21 protein-coding genes are annotated in these 20,866 nt (G+C 64.1%); all 21 read right to left on the reverse strand.

What is annotated here, in order from left to right; all coding sequences use genetic code 11:
- Nucleotides 1-158: type II secretion system protein (locus U1E26_04155; protein ID MDZ4168834.1), on the reverse strand; the 158-nt coding region annotated here is incomplete at its 3' end.
- A 122-nt stretch (nt 159-280) separates the two neighbouring features.
- On the reverse strand, nt 281-613 hold the full coding sequence (locus U1E26_04160) for a prepilin-type N-terminal cleavage/methylation domain-containing protein (protein MDZ4168835.1): 333 nt from the start codon (nt 611-613) through the stop codon (nt 281-283).
- Between the two features lie 41 nt (nt 614-654).
- Complete coding sequence (locus U1E26_04165; GenBank protein MDZ4168836.1) at nt 655-1,863, reverse strand: type II secretion system F family protein; 1,209 nt, start codon at nt 1,861-1,863, stop codon at nt 655-657.
- 31 nt (nt 1,864-1,894) lie between these two features.
- A complete protein-coding gene (locus U1E26_04170) occupies nt 1,895-3,565 on the reverse strand; it encodes an ATPase, T2SS/T4P/T4SS family (GenBank protein MDZ4168837.1) in 1,671 nt (556 codons plus the stop codon).
- Between the two features lie 98 nt (nt 3,566-3,663).
- Nucleotides 3,664-4,995, reverse strand: coding sequence for a hypothetical protein (locus tag U1E26_04175; GenBank protein ID MDZ4168838.1), 1,332 nt, complete (start codon nt 4,993-4,995; stop codon nt 3,664-3,666).
- Between the two features lie 7 nt (nt 4,996-5,002).
- The gene (locus tag U1E26_04180) at nt 5,003-5,530 is read right to left on the reverse strand and encodes an ATP/GTP-binding protein (protein ID MDZ4168839.1); all 528 of its coding nucleotides are present in this window, start codon (nt 5,528-5,530) and stop codon (nt 5,003-5,005) included.
- Between the two features lie 14 nt (nt 5,531-5,544).
- Nucleotides 5,545-7,536 (reverse strand): DUF4388 domain-containing protein, encoded by a 1,992-nt coding sequence (locus tag U1E26_04185; protein MDZ4168840.1) that lies wholly within the window; start codon nt 7,534-7,536, stop codon nt 5,545-5,547.
- A gap of 44 nt (nt 7,537-7,580) precedes the next feature.
- The gene (locus U1E26_04190; protein MDZ4168841.1) at nt 7,581-8,168 is read right to left on the reverse strand and encodes a roadblock/LC7 domain-containing protein; all 588 of its coding nucleotides are present in this window, start codon (nt 8,166-8,168) and stop codon (nt 7,581-7,583) included.
- Nucleotides 8,169-8,336: 168 nt separating this feature from the next.
- Complete coding sequence (locus U1E26_04195; GenBank protein ID MDZ4168842.1) at nt 8,337-10,010, reverse strand: ATPase, T2SS/T4P/T4SS family; 1,674 nt, start codon at nt 10,008-10,010, stop codon at nt 8,337-8,339.
- Nucleotides 10,007-10,900 carry a shikimate dehydrogenase gene (gene aroE, locus U1E26_04200; GenBank protein MDZ4168843.1) on the reverse strand — a complete coding sequence of 298 codons (894 nt, stop codon included), beginning with the start codon at nt 10,898-10,900 and terminating at the stop codon, nt 10,007-10,009. The genes U1E26_04195 and aroE overlap by 4 nt, the downstream gene beginning before the upstream one ends.
- 44 nt (nt 10,901-10,944) lie before the next feature.
- Nucleotides 10,945-11,433 carry a YqeG family HAD IIIA-type phosphatase gene (locus U1E26_04205; GenBank protein MDZ4168844.1) on the reverse strand — a complete coding sequence of 163 codons (489 nt, stop codon included), beginning with the start codon at nt 11,431-11,433 and terminating at the stop codon, nt 10,945-10,947.
- Nucleotides 11,434-12,114 carry a hypothetical protein gene (locus U1E26_04210; GenBank protein ID MDZ4168845.1) on the reverse strand — a complete coding sequence of 227 codons (681 nt, stop codon included), beginning with the start codon at nt 12,112-12,114 and terminating at the stop codon, nt 11,434-11,436.
- A complete protein-coding gene (locus tag U1E26_04215) occupies nt 12,114-12,848 on the reverse strand; it encodes a hypothetical protein (GenBank protein MDZ4168846.1) in 735 nt (244 codons plus the stop codon). The genes U1E26_04210 and U1E26_04215 overlap by 1 nt, the downstream gene beginning before the upstream one ends.
- A complete protein-coding gene (locus tag U1E26_04220; protein ID MDZ4168847.1) occupies nt 12,845-13,801 on the reverse strand; it encodes an ABC transporter ATP-binding protein in 957 nt (318 codons plus the stop codon). Before U1E26_04220 ends, U1E26_04215 begins: the two co-directional genes overlap by 4 nt.
- Nucleotides 13,798-14,910, reverse strand: a complete 1,113-nt coding sequence (gene mltG, locus U1E26_04225) for an endolytic transglycosylase MltG (protein MDZ4168848.1) — start codon at nt 14,908-14,910, stop codon at nt 13,798-13,800. Before mltG ends, U1E26_04220 begins: the two co-directional genes overlap by 4 nt.
- Nucleotides 14,852-15,310, reverse strand: a complete 459-nt coding sequence (gene ruvX / locus U1E26_04230) for a Holliday junction resolvase RuvX (GenBank protein ID MDZ4168849.1) — start codon at nt 15,308-15,310, stop codon at nt 14,852-14,854. Before ruvX ends, mltG begins: the two co-directional genes overlap by 59 nt.
- A 12-nt stretch (nt 15,311-15,322) precedes the next feature.
- Entirely contained in the window at nt 15,323-17,953 is a 2,631-nt protein-coding gene (gene alaS / locus U1E26_04235) for an alanine--tRNA ligase (GenBank protein MDZ4168850.1), read from the reverse strand.
- Nucleotides 17,950-19,173 (reverse strand): AI-2E family transporter, encoded by a 1,224-nt coding sequence (locus U1E26_04240; protein ID MDZ4168851.1) that lies wholly within the window; start codon nt 19,171-19,173, stop codon nt 17,950-17,952. Before U1E26_04240 ends, alaS begins: the two co-directional genes overlap by 4 nt.
- Before the next feature lie 7 nt (nt 19,174-19,180).
- Complete coding sequence (locus U1E26_04245; GenBank protein ID MDZ4168852.1) at nt 19,181-19,966, reverse strand: SigB/SigF/SigG family RNA polymerase sigma factor; 786 nt, start codon at nt 19,964-19,966, stop codon at nt 19,181-19,183.
- Nucleotides 19,956-20,351 carry an ATP-binding protein gene (locus U1E26_04250; GenBank protein ID MDZ4168853.1) on the reverse strand — a complete coding sequence of 132 codons (396 nt, stop codon included), beginning with the start codon at nt 20,349-20,351 and terminating at the stop codon, nt 19,956-19,958. Before U1E26_04250 ends, U1E26_04245 begins: the two co-directional genes overlap by 11 nt.
- A complete protein-coding gene (locus tag U1E26_04255) occupies nt 20,348-20,797 on the reverse strand; it encodes a hypothetical protein (protein MDZ4168854.1) in 450 nt (149 codons plus the stop codon). The genes U1E26_04250 and U1E26_04255 overlap by 4 nt, the downstream gene beginning before the upstream one ends.
- Nucleotides 20,798-20,866 lie beyond the last annotated feature (69 nt).

The following is a 20,866-nucleotide window of genomic DNA, read 5'->3' on the forward strand; positions in this document are numbered from 1 at the left end:
CTGAGCGTACGCTCGTTGGCCTGGCACGTCTTGGTCTCAGCGTTGGCCGAGGCGGCGTTGAAGACCGGGATTGCGACTGCGATGAGGATACCGATAATGAGAACGACGACCATGAGCTCGACGAGGGTGAAGCCCTCCTGCTTGCGGAGCATCTTCATGAGTTCCGCACCTCCTTCCCCCTTGCGGGGTTCGTGGGTGGCCTGTCTGGCCACCTCAACTTCCGACACACCCTGTATCGGAGCGCAGAACGACGGACTTTAGAGGGATTCTCAAGCAGGTCCTAGTGGCTAGGCCACGTGCAACCAGTCGATCCCCCGCTGACGGAGTAGACACCGCCAGCCGGGCACTGCGGGGCCCATTTCAGATAGTCTGGAACCAAGTCAGCGTCGTCCACCGCTGTTATGTCCGCAGATGTGTGATCGGGGTCCGCGGAAACGTAGGTATTGATGGCGCCGTCGACGATTCGTCGGTTGGCAGCGCATGTCTTCTCCTCGGCGTTAGCCGAGGCGGCGTTGAATACGGGAACAGCGAGTGCGATGAGAATGCCGATAATGAGAACCACGACCATCAGTTCCACCAGGGTGAATCCGTGTTCCGTGCGCCACACCTTCATGTCAGTTCACCCCCCAACTGGAGCACGTGCCCCCATTGGCTCTACTTGACGAGCGAGATGACGTTGAACATCGGCAGGTACAGGGCGATGACCATGCCGCCGACCACGACGCCGAGCAGTGCCATCATGAGCGGTTCGATCAGCGAGGTGAGACCGTCGACCGCGGCCCCGACCTCCTCGTCGTAGAAGTCAGCGATCTTGTTGAGCATGGCGTCCAGCGCGCCGGTCTCCTCGCCGACCGCGATCATCTGGACGAGCATCGACGGGAAGACCTTGCTCTCGCCAAGCGGTTTGGCGATGGTCTCGCCCTCTTTGATAGCGGCCCTTACCTTCTTGACCGCCTGTGCCACCTCTTCGTTGCCTGCGGTGTCGCCCACGATGTCGAGGGCCGACAGAATCGGCACGCCGGCGGAGACGAGCGTTCCGAAGGTACGGGTGAACCGCGCGAGCGCGATCTTGCGAGTAAGCGTCCCGAACACCGGCATACGGAGCTTGGCACTATCCCAGATGAGCAGACCGGGGCCTTTCGACCACCACTTGAAGGCGTAGATAACGGCCGCGAACCCCACAACGACGGCGACCCCGCCAAAGCCGGCAACGAAATCAGACAGGTCCACCAAGAGCTGGGTCATCGCGGGCAGATCGCTCTCCATATCAGAGAACATCTTCTCGAACGTGGGCACGACGAACACCATCATGGCCGCGAGGATCGCGAGGACCATGCCGCCCATCGCCACGGGATACGCCATTGCGGACTTGATCTTGCCCTTGAGGGCGGCCTCTTGCTCGAAGTGATCAGCCAGACGGTTCAAGACCTCGTCGAGTACACCACCGGTCTCGCCGGCGCGCACCATGTTGATGAATATGGGCGGGAAGATCTTAGGGTGCCGACCGAGGGAATCGGACAGCGATTGGCCAGCCTCAACGTCCTTGCCGACCTGGGCGATGGTTTCACGAAGGTAGCGGTTCTCAGTTTGGCCGCCCAGAATGCTCAGGCACTTGGTCAGCGATAGACCGGCGTTGATCATCGTCGAGAACTGACGCGAGAAGATCGTCACGTCCTTGACCTTCACACCCGTCCCGAACGTGACGCCGTTGAGTAGGGACAGGCCACCCTGCTGATCGAGCTCAAGGATGATGTAGCCCATCTGGGTGAGCTTGGCCTGCACGGCCTCTTTGCTCTCGCCCTCGAGCTTACCCTTGGCTACCTTGCCGGCCTTATCCCTGACCGTGTAACTGAACGATGCCATCTGCTGCTCCTAAACTGCACTCGTCCGTTCGTCAGACGATGACCCGAACGATCTCCTCGATCGACGTGTTGCCCATACGGACCTTCTCCAGCCCGTCCTCTCGCAACGTGAGCATGCCCTGCTGCACGGCAACCTTCTTCACCTCTTCGGCCGTCGCCTCCTCGACGCACAGGCGCGAAATCTCCTCGGACATGAGGAGCACCTCGTGCACGCCGATTCGACCACGGTAGCCGGTGCCACCGCACTTGCGGCAGCCGCCGGCCTTGAAGACGATCTCAGGGAGGTTATCGGCACGGTAACCCGCTTCGATTAGCACTTCTGGCTTGGGGCGCCACTCCTGCTTGCACTCCGGACAGAGCTTACGGGCAAGGCGCTGCCCGAGGATGCAGCCCACGGCCGACGAGACGAGGAAGGGCTCCACGCCCATCTCTATGAGCCGCGTGACGGCGCTCGCCGCGTCGTTGGTGTGGAGTGTCGACAGAACGAGGTGACCGGTGAGGGCCGATTCGATGGCGATCTGCGCCGTTTCCTGGTCGCGGATCTCGCCCACCAGAATGACATCCGGCGAGCATCGCAGGAACGACCGCAACGCCCGCGCGAAATCCAGCCCCGCCTTGTGGTTCATCTGGCACTGGTTCACCCCGGGAAGCCGGTACTCGACCGGGTCCTCAGCGGTGACGATGTGACGGCCCGGATCGTTCAGAACGTTGATGGCCGCATAGAGCGACGTCGACTTACCCGAACCGGTAGGCCCTGTTACCAGGATCGCGCCATACGGCTTGGTGAACGAGGACTCAAAACGATCGAGTGACGAGGGCAGGAACCCGAGGTCAGAGAGCTTGAGCAGAATCGAGTCCTTGCGCAGGATTCGGAGCACGATGCGCTCGCCATAGACGGTCGGCAGCGATGAGACGCGGAAATCCAACTTGTGAGGACCCACGGTCACCGCGCAGTGGCCGTCCTGCGGTCGGCGAGAGTCGGAGATATCCATCTCGGCCATGATCTTGAAGCGAGAGATCATCGCTTGCTGGGTCGACTTCGGGCTGCGCATGACTTCATGCAGCACGCCATCGACCCGGAAGCGGACCCTCAGATCGTTCTCCTGGGGCTCGATGTGTATGTCCGAGGCTCGATCAGCCACGGCCTTTTGGATGATGTAGTTCACAAGCTTGACGGCCGGGGCCTCGGCTTCGACGTCCGTGAGCTGAGCGAGCTCGTCGTCTCCGATGTCCTCGGTGGAGACGAACTCATCGTCAGTCGTGTGTTCGGCGACCTTGTAGTACTCGTCGATCGCCGCCACGATGTCGTCGCGAGTCGAGATCGCGGGCTTGATCTCATAGCCGGTGATGATCCGAAGGTCGTCCAAGGCGAGCACGTTCTGTGGGTCAGCCATCGCCACGAGCAGCGTGTTGTCGAGCACTGCGACGGGCATGAGCGTGTAGCGCTGCGCGAGTTCCTTCGGCACGGCGGTCACCGCATTGGCCTCAGGCGGGCGCTCGGCGAAGTTCACATACTCGATCCCGATCTGCTTCGCCATCACCGACAGGATCGCGCCTTGCGTGGCGTAGCCGAGGTCGACGAGCACCCGACCGAGCGGACTACCGGTAGCGCGATGCACCTCAAGCGCGTCGTTGAGCTGCTTATCGGTGATCACACCGGCCCGCATGAGGAGCTGACCGAGTCTCTGTCCGGCTTCCGCCACCTACGATGTCCTTTGCGCCCGTGCGGAGCACGATGAACTGCCTACGTCATCGCACCGAGTCAGCTGCATCATACAGCGTGCGGCACACGCGCCGCATTTCACACGCGCATCTTGGTGGCGCGCAGGTCCTGCAGGAGGACGTCAGCGTACTTTCTGAATCGGTCGTACGTGGCCGTGCCGGCCTTCACTCCGACCCGGGCCTCACCGAACCACATCTCGACCGGCGCCTCCATGACAAGCTCAGGCACTGCCCCGCGACGCGAGTCCGGCCCCTCGCCTACCGCGGCGGCGGGAGCGAACTCCACCAGCAGACCTTCGGCAGACCGCACGCGGGCGACCGGTCTGACGCGGGCCGGACGCGACTGAGCGACAGGCACAGACTGCGGCACGGCGGGCGGCTCTGAGGCGGAGACGTGAACCTCGGGGCGCGCCTCGGCGGCCCGCACCTGCGCCCGGGGCGTCTCCGGAGGCTGCTGGCCCCGCAGCATGTCCTCCCAGTACTCCTCTTTGGCTGCAGCCTGAAGTGCAGGGGTCGGAGCGGGCGGCTCGGCGACGGGCACGGGCACGGGCACGACGACAGGTGCCGGAATCGGCTCGGGCACGGCGACGGGTGCCGGAATCGGCGCGGGGACGGCGACAGGTGCGGGCGTCGGTGCGGGGGTCGGTGCGGCGACGGGCTCGGGCATCGGTACGGCGACAGGCTCGGGCATCGGTGCGACCACCGGGGCCACAGGTAGCGCGGGCACCGATGGCGCCGGAGCGGAGGTGGTCGGCAAAGGAGGCACAGTGACAGGTGCCGCGGCTGCCTGCACCGGGACCGAGACGGGCGCCGGTACCGTTGCGACAACCGTCACGGCCTGTTCAGCCACCGGCTCGAAGACCGCAGTGGGCATGAGGGCGGCGAGTTCCCTGTCAAGGTCGCTGTCGGTCGCGGTATCGGCGGCAACGGGGTCCGAGGGAGCGGTGACCTCGGGGACCTGCAGGGCGAGCGGAACGCCCGCCATGGGTGCGGCAGCCTGCCTCACCGGAAGGCCGGGGGTGGTCGGCTCAACCTCCCAAGGCTCGTACTGCTCCACGGCGAACTGAGGCTCTGAGATGCTGGGAAGCGGTTCGAACGTGGCGATTCTCCCGGCAAGCGATGCCTCGTCAAGGCTCGCCGCAGGTGCCGGATCCGCTGGTGGCATCCACTCGCCAGCGCGCAGTGGGGTCAGGAGCGAGGCGCTCAGAGAGTCCGCGGCCACCTCTACCGTCAATCCCTCAAGGTTCGTATCCATCGGGCCGCCCCCGCCCGGCGACGTCACGTGGACTTCCTGCAAAGCCCCGGCAAACCGCCGTTGGCGCCGATGGCGCACGAGCGATGAGACGAACGAGACCGCAGCGATGACGAACAGAACGAACGTTGAGGCCAGGATGATGAGCCCAACGTCCATCACGAACCTACCCCATGCTTTCGAGAATCTCGTACAGCAGGCCAAGCAGCACGGCTTTGACCGAATCCCGCTCGCGGGCATCCACCGGCAAGAGCGGGATGGCGTCGGCCAGTGCCAGTTCGGTGCGAACCCGTCGAATCGTTTCGGTGTCGTCAGCGTCCACCTTGTTCGCCGCGACGACGAAAGGCACATCCGACATCTGGGTGAAGAACTCGATCATCTCCTTGGCATCGGCGAACGTGCCGGGTTCGGTCGTGTCCACCAGCAGCACGAATCCCAGCATTCCCTCAGAGAGCGTCTCCCACATGAAGGAGAATCTGGCCTGGCCCGGGGTACCGAACAGATACAGGACCACGTCGTCAGAGACCGTGATGCGACCGAAGTCCATAGCGACGGTGGTTTCGCCGCTACCTTCTCCGGAAGCGTCACTCACCTGACGCTCAGTCGAGAGCACCGTTATCTCGCTGACTGCTTTGATGAACGTCGTCTTGCCGGCGTTGAACGGACCGGTGACGACGACCTTGACCGACTGCATTTCGCGCTTCTCCCTTACAGGCCCTTGATGCCCTCGATGATCTTCATGACAGTATCCTTGTCCACGCGCGCATCACGGTGCAGCATCCCCGCGTCGGGGATGGCGTTGACGCTGACTTGCGGCCGCGCCGGTTGCCTCCGATCGGCGCCCGTCAGCGCCGAGAGCTCATCAGTAAGCCCCCCCGAGAATCCAAGGTCATCCATGCCGATGTCCTCGAGGAACGCATCGGTCGAGATGACGCCCCCGGCGGGTGCGGGGGCCTCATCCCGCAGCAGTTCGGCGTCGAAGTCAGCGCTCGTGGCACCATCTGCAGCAGGCTCCTCGGCATCCACATCGAGCGACTCAAGAAGCGCGCTGAAGTCAGGTTCAACCTCCGGAAGCACCAGAACTGGTTCGTCCTGGTCGATGGGCGCCGGTGCCGGGACTTCACCTGAGACCATATCCAGGTCGATGATCGTGCCGAAATCCACCGGGGTCACGCGGAAAGCATCGTCTGAATCGGGTCCTTCCGCGGCCCCGACGGTGGAATCTGCCAGCTGAGACATGGGTTCAGCCGGCTCGGGCAGCAGCAGCTCGGGTTCAGCTTGAACCACGATCGGCTCTAGTAGGTCGAGGGGCATCTCGCCCAGTCCGAGGGCCATGAGATCACGCTCGAAATCAGCGCCGGGAGAGGTCGCAGGCTCTGGCTCTGGCAGCAGCTCGGGCTCTGGTTCTGGCTCAGGCTCGGGCTCTGGTTCTGGCTCGGGCTCAGGCTCCGAAGGGATCTCGAACGATGCTGCGATCGCATCTATGGCGGCATCGACCTCAGCGGGGGCACCGAAACCCGGAAGCAACTCCTCCACCGATGACACGGGCACGAATGCCGCGTCGGATTCCTCGTCACGGTCGACGCTCATGAACGCTGGCTCTTCGGCGGGCACGTAGGGCTGCTTCGGCACCGCCGGGGCTTGCTCATCGCTCGCCTCAGCATAGGGCGCCGGCGGAGCGCTCAGGATGGCGCCCATGAACTCGTCGAGCACGGCTTGGTCGTCGGCGCTCGTCGCGGCCGCCGGGTGGCCCAAGAACTCGGGCTCCTCGACCGGCTCGTTCGTCTTATGGGCTTCGGTGTGAGCGGGCACTTCGGGCTTCTCGGCCTCGCGGCGCTTCTCGGACTCGGCCTCGAGCTTGGCCTCACGCTCGAGCGCCGCCTTCTGCTCGGCCTGCTCGGCCTTGAGGCGCTTGGCCTCGATCTCGGCCAGTTTCGCTTCTCGCTCGGCCCGCTCGGCGCGGTTGTGCTCGATCTCCTCTTCCGTAGCGAACTCGAGCAGTCCGGCCGAGAAGAGGCCGTAGATGACTCGAGCGACCTCGAAGTCGGTCCGCCCGGTAGCAGTGGCCAACTCGGCGACCGACCGCGTGCCGTCGATCAGGAGCAGTAGCTGCCACTCGGTCGGCTTGAGAGATATCTCGAACGTGCCCTCGCCAGGCGCCGTGGCCATCTTGAAGACCACGTCTGTCGACGGGATCTTCTTCTTGATGCGGCCCCACTCTTCGAGGCGGCGGGAGCCCTCCATGACGACGTTCTCAATAGAGACGGTGAGCCCGATGTCCTCCTCGACGACCTCGGGCATGCTCTCGAAATCGAACTCGCCTTCTTCCCAGCGCATGAGGTCGAAGATGGTGTCTTGGATCTGCTCGGAGACGAACGTCTCGAGAACGGCCTCCGTGATGTATCCCTCGTCGGTGAGTATCTGCCCGAGCCGTCGCCCATGGGCGGGCTCCTCGGCTCTCATCTCAAGCCCTCGCTTCAGGGCCTGTGGTGTGATTCGATGCGCCTTGACAAGGCGTTCGCCGAGCGGCTCCGAGTGCCAGTTCGAACTGGCGAAGAAGACCTCACCGTCCCGAAACCACACGCCCCCCGCTGCACCGTCTTCGCGCTCGATACGCAGCACACCCGTCTTCCGGCTGAACGTCACCAGCTGGAAGACATCCGGGAGACTGAAGTCTCTGAGGTTACCGCGCAGCGCCATCGAGCGTTCCGCATCCGTTCTGGGGGTCGAAGCCGTTACGGGAACTAGCCAAGGATGCCGGCGATGGCATCCGCAGCGGCACGCATGTCGTAGAGAACCAGGCCAAGCTTCGCGTCGATGTCAGCCAAGCAGGTGAGAACGGCGCGATCCCCCGCCGCGATAAGCATCACGTATCCGCCCTCCCCTTCTATGAACACCTGAGTAAGGGATCCCCGTCCAAGCTCGGCCGCAGCGCGTTCGCCGAGCCCGAGGATCGCCGCCGACATCGCGCCGACGCGATCCTCCTGCATGCCATCGGGCAGCGCCGAGGCCATGGTGAACCCGTCGAGCGACACGAGGGCCGCCGCCTGGATCTCCTGACTCTCTTGCATGAGCTCATTGAGCGCCACCGCCAACCGCTCTTCGCGGGTGGCTTTGCGTACGCCCGCTGCGGGACGAGCAGCGGGGGCCGGCGAAGGTGCGGGAGTCGGGACGGGCGTCGTCGCCACCGGCTCGGGGGCGACGGGTGCGACCGCTGCAGAAGTGGCAGCCGTCGGTACCACGACAGGAACGGCGATCAGGTCATCGTCCTCGTCGAGGGGCTCATCGTCGACGTCAGTCAAGAAGAAGTCGCCAAACGCGTTGTCTGCCACTCCGTAGAACACCTCCCCACAGGCCCGGAAACCGGCACCGCACGTGGGCGCGCGCTGCCAAACCAGCCGCTGAGCGGCAGGCGAACCCATGTTCTCACGAAGGCGGACACCACACAACCGACCTGCGGTTATGCACGACGATGCGTACCCGGACGCTTGTGCGCCGAATCACACGACGACGCGCAGAATCTCCTCGAGAGACGTGATGCCTTGACCGACTTTGGAGAACCCGTCGTCACGCAAGGTGAGCATGCCCTCGGCGATCGCCTGACGTTTCACCTCATCAGACGAGGCGTTCTCGACGGTGAGCCGCTCCATCGTCTCGGACATCGCCATCACCTCATGCACGCCCATTCGGCCCTTGTAGCCGATCCCGCCACACTTCTTGCAGCCTGTTGCGCGGAACAGCTTCGGAGGGTTGCCGGCCTCAAACGGGTACCCGATGCGCTGCAGCGCGACCTCCTCGGGGGTGTACTGCTGCTTGCACTCCTTGCAGAGCCGACGCGCGAGACGCTGGGCTACCACCAACGTGACCGCGGAGGCCGTCAGGAACGGTTCGATTCCCATCTCGGTCAGCCGCGTGAGCGCCGACGGCGCGTCGTTGGTGTGCAGGGTCGACAGCACAAGGTGTCCCGTGAGCGCCGCCTCGATGGCGATCGTGCCGGTCTCCTTGTCACGGATCTCACCGATCATCACCTTGTCGGGGTCTTGACGCAGGATGGAGCGCAGCGCCGCCGCGAACGTCAGCCCGGCCTTCTCGTTGACGTGCACCTGAGAGAGGCCCGGAAGGCGGTACTCGACCGGGTCCTCGACGGTGATCAAGTTGGTCTTGGGGTCGTTGGTCTCATTGATGGCGGCGTAGAGAGTCGTCGATTTTCCCGAGCCCGTCGGGCCGGTGACGAGAATCGCCCCGTACGGCAACGCCAACGCGTCCAGAAGCAAGCGCATGTTCTGCTCGCCGAAACCGAGGTCCGCGAGCGAGAGCATGATCGAGTCCTTGCGCAGTAGTCGCAGAACCGCCAGTTCGCCGTGCACGAGCGGAAGAGTGGCAACGCGGAAGTCCACGGACTTGCCGTCCAACACGACTCCGAATCGGCCGTCCAAGGGGACCCGTCGCTCGGAGATGTCCATGTTGGAAGTGATCTTGAGCCGGCTGATGAGCTGCCGGTGCATCGTCTTGGGAGACGTGAACACCTCGCGGCAGACGCCGTCGATGCGGTACCGGACGCGCATCTGGGTCTCGTACGGCTCGATGTAGATGTCACCTGCACCCTGCCGAATCGCGTCGGTGACGATCTGGTTCATGAGCTTGGCGACGCCGGTGCTCTCACCCTCATCTTCCCCCTCCTCGTCACCATGCGAGACGAGAGAATCCTCAAGATCGCCGAGCATGTCGTTGACGTTGGCCTGACTCGTCGTGAATCGCTCGATCGCTATGATGAGTTCGCCCTCGGCCGCAACGACCGGACGAACCTCCTTGCGAGTGACGATTCGCAGGTCGTCAACGGCGAATATGTTGGCGGGATCGGCCATCGCGACGATCAGCTCGTCGTCTTCTTCCTTGATCGGGAGAACGAGATACTTGCGCATCAGATCCGTGGATATGAGCATCGCGGCGTTGGGATCGATGTCGTAAGAGCCCACGTCGACGAAGGCCAGCCCCATCTGTTCGGCGACGGTTTTGGCGATCGCCGTCTCGGTCGCGAAGCCGAGCCCGTCGATAGTGGCGATGAGCGACCGCCCCTGCGACTCCTCCCCAGCCTGCCGCAGTTGCTCCTCGGTGATGAGTGTTGCGCGTACGAGCATACGCCCGAGCCGCTGTGCGGTCGCGTGTGCGGTCACGGTCGTCCCCCTGCGCCTCGTGCGCAAAGGGCGGCTTCGGCGGCCGCTCTCATCGTCTCCCGCGGGGTCCGAACCTGCTTGCTGTCGTTCCAGATGTCCACCGCGATCGCACCCTGGCACACGAGCATCCCCAGGCCATCGAGCGCACGCGCGCCGACGCTGCGTGCGCCTGAGACGAGCGCCGTGGGCTCCGGGGTCCCGTAGACCATGTCGTAGACAAGCTGTCCCGGTCGCAGCCACTCGACGGGGATGGGGCTCTCGTCTTCTGGCTTCATCCCTGCAGGCGTCGCGTTGACGATCAGGTCGGCAGCACCGATCTGTTGCTCGGCCGCGTAGACGGAGACCGACGAGGCCTTCGCCGCCCCGAGGTGACCACGCATGCGATCGATGAGTTCGTCAGCACGATCCATGTCGCGGTTCACGACGGTGATCGATGCAGCGCGCGCCAGCAGGAACGCCACGAACGCCGCGCCTGCCGCACCCCCGGCCCCCAGTATCACCACGTCCTTGCCCGCGGGCGTGAAGCCCGCCTCCTCTTCCAAGGCCTCGAGTAGCCCACGACCATCGGTGTTGTACCCCACCAGCCGTCCCTCCACGACGTGCACGGTGTTGACCGCTCCCGCCATGCTGGCCGCCGTCGCGACCTCGTCGCAGAGCTCCAAGACAGCCTGCTTGAAGGGCATGGTCACGTTGAATCCCACGCAGCGAAGCGAGGGCGCCAGCGCCATGAACCGACGCAGACCGACCTCGTCAGCGAGTTCGACCGGCAGGTAGACCCAGTTGAGCTCCAGCTGCTGGTAGACGGCGTTGTGCATCGCCGGTGAAAGAGAATGGCCAAGGGGCCGCCCCAAGACACCCGCGATCTTCGTCTGTCCGTCGATACTTCTCATGCACGTCCCTCGTCCAACCGGTGCAGACGGGCTACGTCTCGAGTCTAGGGCACAGGCTGGCGGTCCGCCAGCAGCGCCCGCTCAAGGCGCCTCAGGAGCAACGTATGAGGTAGGTCCGACTCAGACAGCGGCGCCACGAGAACCGTCACAGCGCCGATGAGCTTGCCGCCGAGCACATCGGTGAACATCTGGTCGCCCACCACAGCAGCCCGCGATCGGGACGAGCCGACGAGCGACAGTCCCTTGAGAAGGGCGAAGGGCAGCGGCTTGACCGCTTTGGCGACCAACTTGAAGCCGAGCTCATCAGCCACTCCGAATACGCGGTCGTGCCAGTTGTTGGAGACAAGGCACACCGTGAAGCCGGACTGGGTGACTCGAGCGGCCCACGCATGCAGGTCGTCGGGCACGATGTTCGTGTCGCGCGGCAACAACGTGTTGTCCAAGTCGACGAGCAACGTGTCCACGCCGCGGCCCTTGAGCGCATCAAGATCGATGTCATGGACGCTGCGGTGGTAGTAGTCGGGTGAGAGCACCTAGTGATCCTGCTTTCCGTCGCCGTCATGATCATGGTCGCCAAGCCCGATGCCCTCGGCGCGCAAGCGCGCAAGTTCGGTCGCCACGGCCTGAGCACGCGCATCATCGCCCAGAGACAGCAAGGAATCTCGCGCGATCGCGAGGCCCTCGAAGCGCTCCTCCTCGTCATGCCACTCAACGCTGTCGCCGACTATCAGATAGGTGAGGCGCGCGATCTCGGGGCGATACGCATCCTTGTCGGCCAGCATCAGGAGCTGGAGCAGATTCGCGTGCATCAGGCCTGCCTGCGGGTTGTTGACCAATCCATCCCGAGCGACTGCGATGCCTTGCTCTTCGCCCATCCGGGACCTGACGATCCAAGCTGAGACGAAGTATCCCTGCTGGAACTGCGGGTCAAGCATCGTGACCATGCGGATCGTAGGCAGCATGTAGAGCTGGTCTGTCAGGACGGTGTCTTCGTAGTAGTCGTGGAACAACGGCTCGAGTCGATTCCATAGAACAGCCGCCGCGAACCTCCGCAGGCCGCTGGCGTACGCGAAACCAGCCTGCCCGAGGGCCTTGCCTGCCCCGGTCATTCCCGTGTCCGGTGCGCTCACGGACATCAGCACCATGGAGGCGACAAGGACGCCGACAAGAACCGCAGCGACCATCATGCGGCTGTGCCGTATTTCGAGGCGCATCAGAGGTCACGCCTCTCGAACAGGGCCGTCGCGCCGAGAAGCAGTAGGCCCGACAGGGCGCCGAACGCACCGACCATCCCGGCCGCATATCCGATCCCATAGCCCGAGCCGTGAGCCACGGGTGCGATAACGTTGAACACATCGAGGCTCGGCAGCCACCATGGGGGTTCGCCATGCACGCCTCCGATGAGCCCGCCGACCGAATGTCCCGCGAAGACGAAGGTGAGCGCGCCGACAACATTCGTGACCGGCCCGAACCGTGCCGAGAGCAAGATCGTGATGGCCGCGATGACGCCCATCTCGAGCCAGACGGCGAACGCCGCTTCGAACAGGATCCACATTGTCTCGCGGTACGCGATGCCGCCGACAGCTACCGCCACCACGGTGAATGCGGCGATGACCGCACCCACCACACCGCACAGGCCGAGCCACGTGCCCACCAGATACTGCCAGCGGCGTACATCTCGGCTGAGAATGTTGTAGACCGTGCGGCGTTCGGTCTCTGCGGGAATCCGGGTCGATGCGAGTCCCAGTGTGACCACGAGAGCGGCCGCGAACAACAAGGAGATGGCGACCTCGCGGTAGACCGATCCGACAACCCCCGCTCCGTAGCTGGGCAGACTAGGCGCCACGAACGACAGGATCGCCGCGAAGATGACGACGACCCATACGACCTTTCGGCGGATGGCGTCCGTAAGCACGGCTGTCGCGATGGCAAGCATCGTGTCCATCACGCTGCCTCCCCTTCGTTTCGGGAGAGCAACCTCGCGAAGTAATCCTCGAGACTCTCACGCTTCGGCACCACGGAGACGACACGCCACCCCGCATCGTCCAAAACATCGACGATCCTGCGCACGGACTCATCCGACACGGAGAACTCGGTCACCTCGCCGCTGAACGCGACCTCGCTCGCCGCGCGAGCGACCGGCTCAGGCAGCTCACCCGTTCCGCGTGCGCGAATCGACGTCTGTCCGGCGACATTCAGTAGATCATCGATGTGCCCACGCCCTGCGACACGTCCCCTGTCAAGCACGGTCACTTCGTCGCACACCGCTTCAACCTCTGAAAGCTGGTGCGAAGACAGCAGGACGGTCGTGCCCTGAGACTTCATCTTCAGCATGAGGTTGCGCACGTCACGCTGGCCTACCGGATCAAGCCCTGAAGCCGGCTCATCCAAGACCACCACGGGCGGAGCGCCCAGAAGCGCCTGCGCCAGGCCAAGGCGCTGTAGCATTCCCCGGGAGAAGCGTGACAGCGTCACATCACCACGGCCCTCAAGCCCGACCCGTTTCAGCAGCGCATCGAGCTCACCATCGATTCTGTCGCGGGAAAGGCCCGATAGGCGGCCGTAGAAGCGAAGGGCTTCGCCTGCACGCAGTTGTGGCGGGAAGTAGGGCTGCTCGGCCAGAAATCCCAGCTGTGATCGCGCGCCGGGCGTCGTGGCATCCACACCAAGGATCTCGAATCGTCCCCCGGAGGGCTTCACTAGGCCAAGAAGCATCTTGAGGGTCGTGGTCTTTCCGGCGCCGTTGGGGCCTAGCAGCCCGTGGATGGTGCCCGGCGAGACGGACAGCGACACTTCGACGACCGCCTCGGGTCTGCCCACCGCTGCGGCCCCGTAGCCTTTGCGCGCGCCCTCGATCAGGATCGCCGGCGTCGCCACCGGCTTCTCGTTGCCCGATGTCACTTGCCGAACACCTCTTTCGACTTCTGCTTCGCCTTAAGGAAGTCCGCCCGATTCGTAGTGAACGTGTGCGTACCGTCCTTGCCCGTCAGAACATAGTAGATGAACCGTGTGTCGGCAGGAGTCGCTGCAGCCTGAAGCGATGCCAGCCCCGGACTTGCGATCGGGCCTGGCGGAAGACCCTTGTTCCGGTACGTGTTGTACGGACTGTCGACTTCAGTATCACGGTAGCTCAGCCGGAAACGGTTGCCCGGCAGGACGTACTCGACCGTGGCGTCTATCTCAAGCAGCATGTTCTTCGCAAGGCGGTTCATGATCACGGAGGCGACGATCGGGCGCTCGCGATCGAGCTGCGCCTCGCGCTCGACCATGGACGCCAGAACGACGAGTTCGTTGAGACCCAGCCCGCGAGATTTCGCCGCTTCCGTATCCACCTCCACGATCTCGCGGTCGAACTGGTCGAGCATCATCTCGAGCGCCTCGCGGGCCGTCGCCCCCTGCTTCAGACGGTAGGTCTTCGGGAACAGGTAGCCCTCGAGTGAGCCGTCGTAGGCGTCTTCAAGGTACGGATGATCCTCGACGAACTCCCGGGCTCCGCCCTTGGCAAGCGCCAGAGTCTCATCCGCGGGGATACCGGCCTGCTTCTCAAGCCGGTCCGCGACCTGCTCGACCACGAAACCCTCGGGAATCGTGACACTCATGTACTCGATCAGCGGACCTGCTTGAAGCTGGTCGAGTACGGAGCTGTATGACATCCCCGTAGCCAGATCGTAGACGCCTGAGCGCAGCTTTCCGTCGGCTCTCCCGATACGCGCCTGAACCCGAAACATCGTCCGGTTGGGTATCACGCCGGCCTCGGCCAGCTGGGCGCCGATAGCGGCGGTCGTTGAACCGTTCTCGATCTCGATCTGAACGGGTCGGCCTTCGGTCACGACCTCTTCAACGCGATAGAGAATCGACCAGGCAGCCCATGCCATCAACACTCCAAAGACCAGTAGACCTGAGACGAGGATGACCAGGGCCCGCCGCGCGAACCGGGCTCTCCGTCGCCTCTCAGCGGGTGTTCGCGCCACCGTCAGCCTCCGCGTCATCATGCTCTTCGTGCGATTCATCGAGATACGCTTGCAGTAGAATCGCGGCCGCAACCATGTCCTTGCTGCCACGCTGTTGCTTCTCTGTCAGGCCGGCCTCGCGCATCCTGCGGCCAGCCTCGCTGGATGTCAGCCGCTCGTCGACGAACGAGACGGGTACGGGCAAGAACTGCGCCAAGCGTCCGATCGACTCGCGTACCCGGCGCGCCTGAGGGCCCTCCTCGCCTGACAGGGTCAACGGCAGACCCACAATCAACCCTGAGGCCTCGTACTGGTCGATCAGCCGAATCAGTTCACGGGCATCCGCGCGCACGCGAGCCGCATCCAGGACGGTGAGCGGTGTGGCCACCCGGCGACCCGGGTCAGACACCGCGACGCCGATGCGCTTCTCGCCGATATCGAGCCCGAGCAGGCGACTCATCGGCTTGCCGCCTCAGCCAACACCCAGCATGCCTCGCACCAAGATGAGTGCTTCATCGAGCTTGGTCGCATCCTCGCCACCGCCCTGAGCCAAGGCGGGCTTGCCACCGCCCCGCCCGTCGAGCACCGGGGCAATCGCCCGTACGATGGATCCGGCATCGAAGCCTGCACCGAGGGCTTTGTCGTTGCCCGCGGCCAGGAAGATCGGCTTGTCGGTGTCCACGTCGCTGGCCACGAGAACGACCGCGTCCACTCCGCGTGCCCTGAGGATGTCCCACAGCGTGCGCATGCCGGCCGCGCGCAGCTCAACCGCCTTGGTCACCACGAGCCGGTAGCCACCGGAGTCCACCGCCGTATCCAGCAGCTTGCTGATGAGGTCATCGGAGACCGCGTCTTTCAGGCGCTGTCCACCCGATTCGAGCTCCTTGACGCGCTTCACGAGCAGGGCAGCCTTCTCGGCAACGTCGCGCGGCGGCACCTTCATGACATCGGCCGCCTCGGTGAGTTCGGCCTCCTCCGTGCGAATCAAGTCGTAGGCGTCGAAACTCGTCACGGCTTCGATGCGGCGCAAGTTGGCACCCACTGAGCCCTCGGAGATGACCTTCACGAAGCCGATCTCACTGGTCCGAGAGATGTGGGTGCCGCCGCACAGCTCGCGACTGAAGTTGCCCACTTCGAGCACCCGTACGAACTCGGTGTACTTCTCGCCGAACAGGGCGGTGACACCCTGTTCGCGCGCCGTGGCGAGCGAGGTCTCGTAAGCGAGCACCGGGTGATTCTCAAACACCTTGGCGTTGACGAGCCGCTCGATCTTGTCGAGTTGCTGACGAGACAGCCCCTCGAAGTGGGTGAAATCGAAGCGCAGACGATCCGGTGTCACGGCGGACCCCGCCTGCGTGGCGTGCTCACCGAGCACGAGGCGCAGCGCCCAGTGCAGAAGGTGAGTCGCAGTGTGGTTGCGCCGAATGCGCTCGCGCCGTATGACGTCGATGGCCGCATGCACCGATTCACCGACTGCAAGCGTTCCCGACTCGACGACGCCGCTATGAGCGTACACGCCGGGCTCGGGGATCTTGGTGTCGTCGATGCGAACCCGCGCACCCGACTCGGTGGTCAGGACCCCGGTGTCACCTACTTGACCGCCCTGCTCGCCGTAGAAGGGCGTGCGGTCCAAGACGACCTGCACAGCGTCGCCATCAGAGGCCGTCTCGACCAGCACACCGTCCGCGAGTATGGCCAGGACGGTCGCATCCGCTTCGTCGGACTCGTAGCCCAAGAACTCCGTGGCCTTCGAGCCCTTGGCGATTGAGGCAAACGCCCCGCCATACGCCGACCATGAGTCATCCTTGACCGCGGCCCGTGCACGGTCGCGCTGCGCAGTCATCTCGGCGCGGAAGGCCTCCTCGTCGACCGTGTAGCCCTTCTCAGCGACGATCTCGGCCGTGAGTTCGTACGGGAACCCGTAGGTGTCATGGAGCGTGAAGGCGATTCCTCCGTCGAGCATGCTCTCGCCACCCGCAGCCATCGTGGACAGCTCGACCTCCAGAAAGGCCACGCCGGTCTTGAGGGTGGCGCTGAAGCGCTCCTCCTCGCTCGACACGATGCGATGGATGAGCTCCTTGTGCGCCACCAGCTCGGGGTAGGCTTCGCCCATCTGCTCGATCACGTTGGCGACGAGCCTGAAGAGGAACGCGTCCTCGACGCCCAGCAACCTACCATGGCGCACCGCGCGACGAAGGAGTCGGCGCAGGACATAGCCGCGCCCTTCGTTACCGGGGAGGATGCCATCGGCGATCATGAACGAGACGGCGCGCGCGTGATCAGCGAGGATGCGCAGTGACGTGTCGTTGCGTCCGCCGCCCCCGTACGTCACGTGGGTGATCTCCTCGGCGAGCGACATCATGTTTCGCAGGATGTCGGTCTCGAAGTTGGTGTCGACGCCTTGCAGGATCGCGGCGATCCTCTCCAGACCCATGCCGGTGTCGATGTTTTGCTTGGGAAGCGGGGTCAGGCTCCCGTCCTCGCCACGGTCGTACTGCATGAAGACCAGATTCCAGTACTCCAGATAGCGATCGCAGTCGCACCCGGGTGCACACGTCTTTGACCCACAGCCCAGCGCAGGACCCTGGTCGTAGTAGAGCTCAGAACACGGTCCACACGGACCCGTGGGACCGGCGGACCAGAAGTTGTCCTTCGCTCCCATCCGCACGATGCGCTCAGCGGGCACGCGCGACTCCTGAAGCCACAGCGCCTCGGCCTCGTCATCGTCCTCGTAGATCGACGCCCATATCCGGCTCTCATCGAGCCCCAGCACATCGACGGAGTACTCCCACGACCAGCGAATCGCTTCCCGCTTGAAGTAGTCGCCGAAACTGAAGTTGCCGAGCATCTCAAAGAAGCTGTGATGCCGCCCGGTCGTGCCGATGATGTCGATGTCGGTCGTGCGCACGCACTTCTGCACAGTCGTCGCACGCGTGAACCCGAGCTCTTTCACGCCCAGGAACACGGGCTTGAACTGCACCATGCCCGCCGTGGTGAGCAGGAGCGACGGGTCATCGGGGATGAGCGAAGAAGAAGGCAGCCGCCTGCTCCCCTTGCCCTCGAAGAACGTCAGGAAGCTCTCTCGAATCTCAGCCGACTTCACGTGCCTGCTCCCTCATCGTCGTTGGGCACCTCGATAGCCCGTTCTTGGGGCGTGACGCCTCCGTCAAGATCGTCATCGCCGTCGCTTTGGGGTGCGGCCCGGAACAGCGCGCCGTCCTCTGAGGCCAGCGAACGATCCGTTCTGGCCTCCCAGTAGTAGACGAACAGCCCCTTGGTCGTCGCCGCCACCGGTATCGCGAGAATCATGCCCCAGAAGCCAAGCAGGACCCCCCCGACGAGCAGCGAGAATATCACGAGCGTCGGATGGAGGTCGACCTGGTCCGACATGACCCGCGGCGTGATGAAGAGATCGGTCACCTGCTGCGCTGCGATCACGATACCGATCGCCACCAAGGCCTGAGGCCATCCGATGAACAGCCCCATGAGGCCAGCCAGACCAGCTGAGATGATAGGTCCGACGTAGGGCACGTAGTTGAGCACGAAGGTGATGAGGCCAAGCACGAGCGCGTAGGGGACGCCGATGATGGCCAAACCGATTCCGGCAAGCAGACCGGTCACCAACGATGCCACCGTCTGACCCCTCAAGTACCCCCCAACCACCCGGCCGACTGTGCTCAGCAGGTTCTCGAGGTCGTCTTCGTACTTATCACCGGCGAGCACGCGGAGTTCCGCGCGGATCTTGGGGAGGTCCCTCAGTGTCCAATAGGCGATGACCGTACCGAGAAAGAGGTCGAAGACGATGGTCGCCAGCCCCGTCCCGGTCGATACGATGCCGCGGGCGACCAGGTTGCCGGCGTCCACGAACAGGTCGGCTCCCGCCAGTGACAGCGTCTCGGCGGCGTCCTTGAGCATGTCTGGTACCGTCATATCGCTCAGGTCGCCGAACAGCCGACTGGCCAGCACCTGGTCGATCACGCTTTGCACCTGCGCGCGGTACTGGTGGATGTCCCTGGCGAACGACACGAGCTGACGCGTCACGACCGGGACGATGAACACGAGAGCCAACGACACCACAAGGAACCCCACAGCGAAGCACGCCGCGACCGCCGCGGACCTGCCAACACCCCGCTGCACCAGCCGAGCCACGGCTCCCTGCATGAGAAACACGAAGAGGAACGCGATCCCGAAAGGCGCGATCGCGCCCGCGAGACGCCCGATTCCCCAAAGCGCCACACCGACAAGGATCAGGACCCCTATGCTCGCCCACGTCGCGTAGTAGACGGTGCGCCAGCTCATCTGTCGGCTCTGCGGGAACTCCATGGGTGGCTCACTCCCTCACGATGTTCTCGCGCAGCACCCGAAGCGTGCGGCGCAGGAGCCTTGAAACCTGCATCTGCGAGATCTCGAGCTGTCTGGCTATCTCGGTCTGGGTGCGCCCTTCGAAGAAGCGCAGGTACAGCACGCGTTGCTCCTGCGGTGTGAGCTGCTTGAAAGCCGTCTGCAAGGTGGTGCGGTCATCGACGGCGAGCATCAGCGCGTCGTCCTTCCCCACGTACTCCAGGATCGAGAACGAGTCAGAACCGTCGCCTCCGCGATCGCTTTCAAGCGAGACGAAGTTGTACGCCTCGCTCGTCTCCATCGCCTCGAGCACCTCCTCCGAGGTGACCCCGACGTACTCACCGATCTCCGCGATCGTTGGGGAGCGCTGGAGCCGCTGGGTGAGCGCATCAACAGCCTGGTTGACTCGAAAGGACAGCTCTTGAAGCCTCCGGGGGACCTTGATCGCCCAGCCTTTGTCGCGGAAGTGGCGCTTGAGCTCACCGACGATCGTGGGCGTCGCGTAGGTCGTGAACTCGACCTGGCGTTCGATGTCGAACCTGTCGATCGCCTTGATCAGGCCGATGGTGCCGACCTGCACGAGATCATCGATGGGCTCCCCGCGGTTCCTGAATCGGCTCGCGAGGTACTTCACGAGGTTCAGGTACATCGTGATGAGCTCGTCGCGCGCGACCTCGTCAGCCTCCAGCCGATACCGACGGAAGAGCTCGCGGGTGTACGCCTTGTCCCACGTGAGCTTGCGGGACTGCTTGGCTGGACGGCGACTAACCGGCATCGGGCATTCCCGTGCGCTTGGCGATCGTCAGGGTCCGGATTCCGTCTTCATCGCTTGAGAACTCGTACCGATCGCACACCGAACCGAGAATGAAGGTGGAGAGCGACGCGCGGTCGACCTCGTCCTCCGTATCCGTCACCGAACCCCCGAGCACGACCTCGATCTCGAGTACCTCTTCGCCGACCGAGAACGTGAAGACGACGTCGTCGGTCGGGCTCAAGCTGTCGACGGCGTAGACGAACGCCTCCTCGGCGGCCATGCGTACGTCGTCCACTTCGTCGTAGGTCATGCCCATACGACTGGCGAGCGCCGTGGCCGTCATGCGCACGGCGCGAGCGTACTCGCCCTTCGCTGGCAGCGTGAGAGAGATCCGGTCTGCGGTCATGCTTCCTCCATGGTGCGACTCACTACGTCGGGCGTGGCGCCCTGGTCCGGGGTGTGTACTGTCTGGTCTTCGTCGGGTGTGTCGACGGACGACTCCGTACGCCGACGTTGACTCCGACCCCGTCGAAGTCGCGACAGAACGTCGCTGAACACTTCACTCGGGACGTTCACGATGCCGCTGATCGTGCCTGAGGCGGAGGATACGCGCTCCGTCGCATCCTCGAGTGTCGTGATGATCGCGTCGATGCGCAGAAGCTCGACGTTTGCTGCATCAACGGTGACGTCCAGCTTGTCCAGCAGCGGCACGGCGCGCTCGCGCACCTCATCGGAAGTCCGGCGGATGGAGCGCATCGATGCGACCGACTCCCGAAGTGCCCATACCGCCACGCCCGACACGACGGTAGCCGCACCAAGCGCCACGATGAGCATCACATCCACGGGGTCCATGAGGCGCCTTCCAAGCCGACGTGCGGTCAGCCGTGAGTGTAGCAAAGGCCGGCCGACCATAGGACCGCG

This window comes from Coriobacteriia bacterium, assembly GCA_034370385.1.
GTDB lineage: Bacteria > Actinomycetota > Coriobacteriia > Anaerosomatales > PHET01 > JAXMKZ01.

Coding starts and splice junctions, on each gene's coding strand:
- U1E26_04210 (MDZ4168845.1), bottom strand. CDS start 12,114: ATGCGCCTCGAAATACGGCACAGCCGCATGATGGTCGCTGCGGTTCTT.
- U1E26_04185 (MDZ4168840.1), bottom strand. CDS start 7,536: ATGGCGCTGCGCGGTAACCTCAGAGACTTCAGTCTCCCGGATGTCTTC.
- U1E26_04250 (MDZ4168853.1), bottom strand. CDS start 20,351: ATGACCGCAGACCGGATCTCTCTCACGCTGCCAGCGAAGGGCGAGTAC.
- U1E26_04175 (MDZ4168838.1), bottom strand. CDS start 4,995: ATGGACGTTGGGCTCATCATCCTGGCCTCAACGTTCGTTCTGTTCGTC.
- U1E26_04165 (MDZ4168836.1), bottom strand. CDS start 1,863: ATGGCATCGTTCAGTTACACGGTCAGGGATAAGGCCGGCAAGGTAGCC.
- U1E26_04180 (MDZ4168839.1), bottom strand. CDS start 5,530: ATGCAGTCGGTCAAGGTCGTCGTCACCGGTCCGTTCAACGCCGGCAAG.
- U1E26_04160 (MDZ4168835.1), bottom strand. CDS start 613: ATGAAGGTGTGGCGCACGGAACACGGATTCACCCTGGTGGAACTGATG.
- U1E26_04240 (MDZ4168851.1), bottom strand. CDS start 19,173: ATGGAGTTCCCGCAGAGCCGACAGATGAGCTGGCGCACCGTCTACTAC.
- aroE (MDZ4168843.1), bottom strand. CDS start 10,900: ATGAGAAGTATCGACGGACAGACGAAGATCGCGGGTGTCTTGGGGCGG.
- U1E26_04245 (MDZ4168852.1), bottom strand. CDS start 19,966: ATGCCGGTTAGTCGCCGTCCAGCCAAGCAGTCCCGCAAGCTCACGTGG.
- U1E26_04255 (MDZ4168854.1), bottom strand. CDS start 20,797: ATGGACCCCGTGGATGTGATGCTCATCGTGGCGCTTGGTGCGGCTACC.
- ruvX (MDZ4168849.1), bottom strand. CDS start 15,310: ATGAGTCGCCTGCTCGGGCTCGATATCGGCGAGAAGCGCATCGGCGTC.
- mltG (MDZ4168848.1), bottom strand. CDS start 14,910: ATGAATCGCACGAAGAGCATGATGACGCGGAGGCTGACGGTGGCGCGA.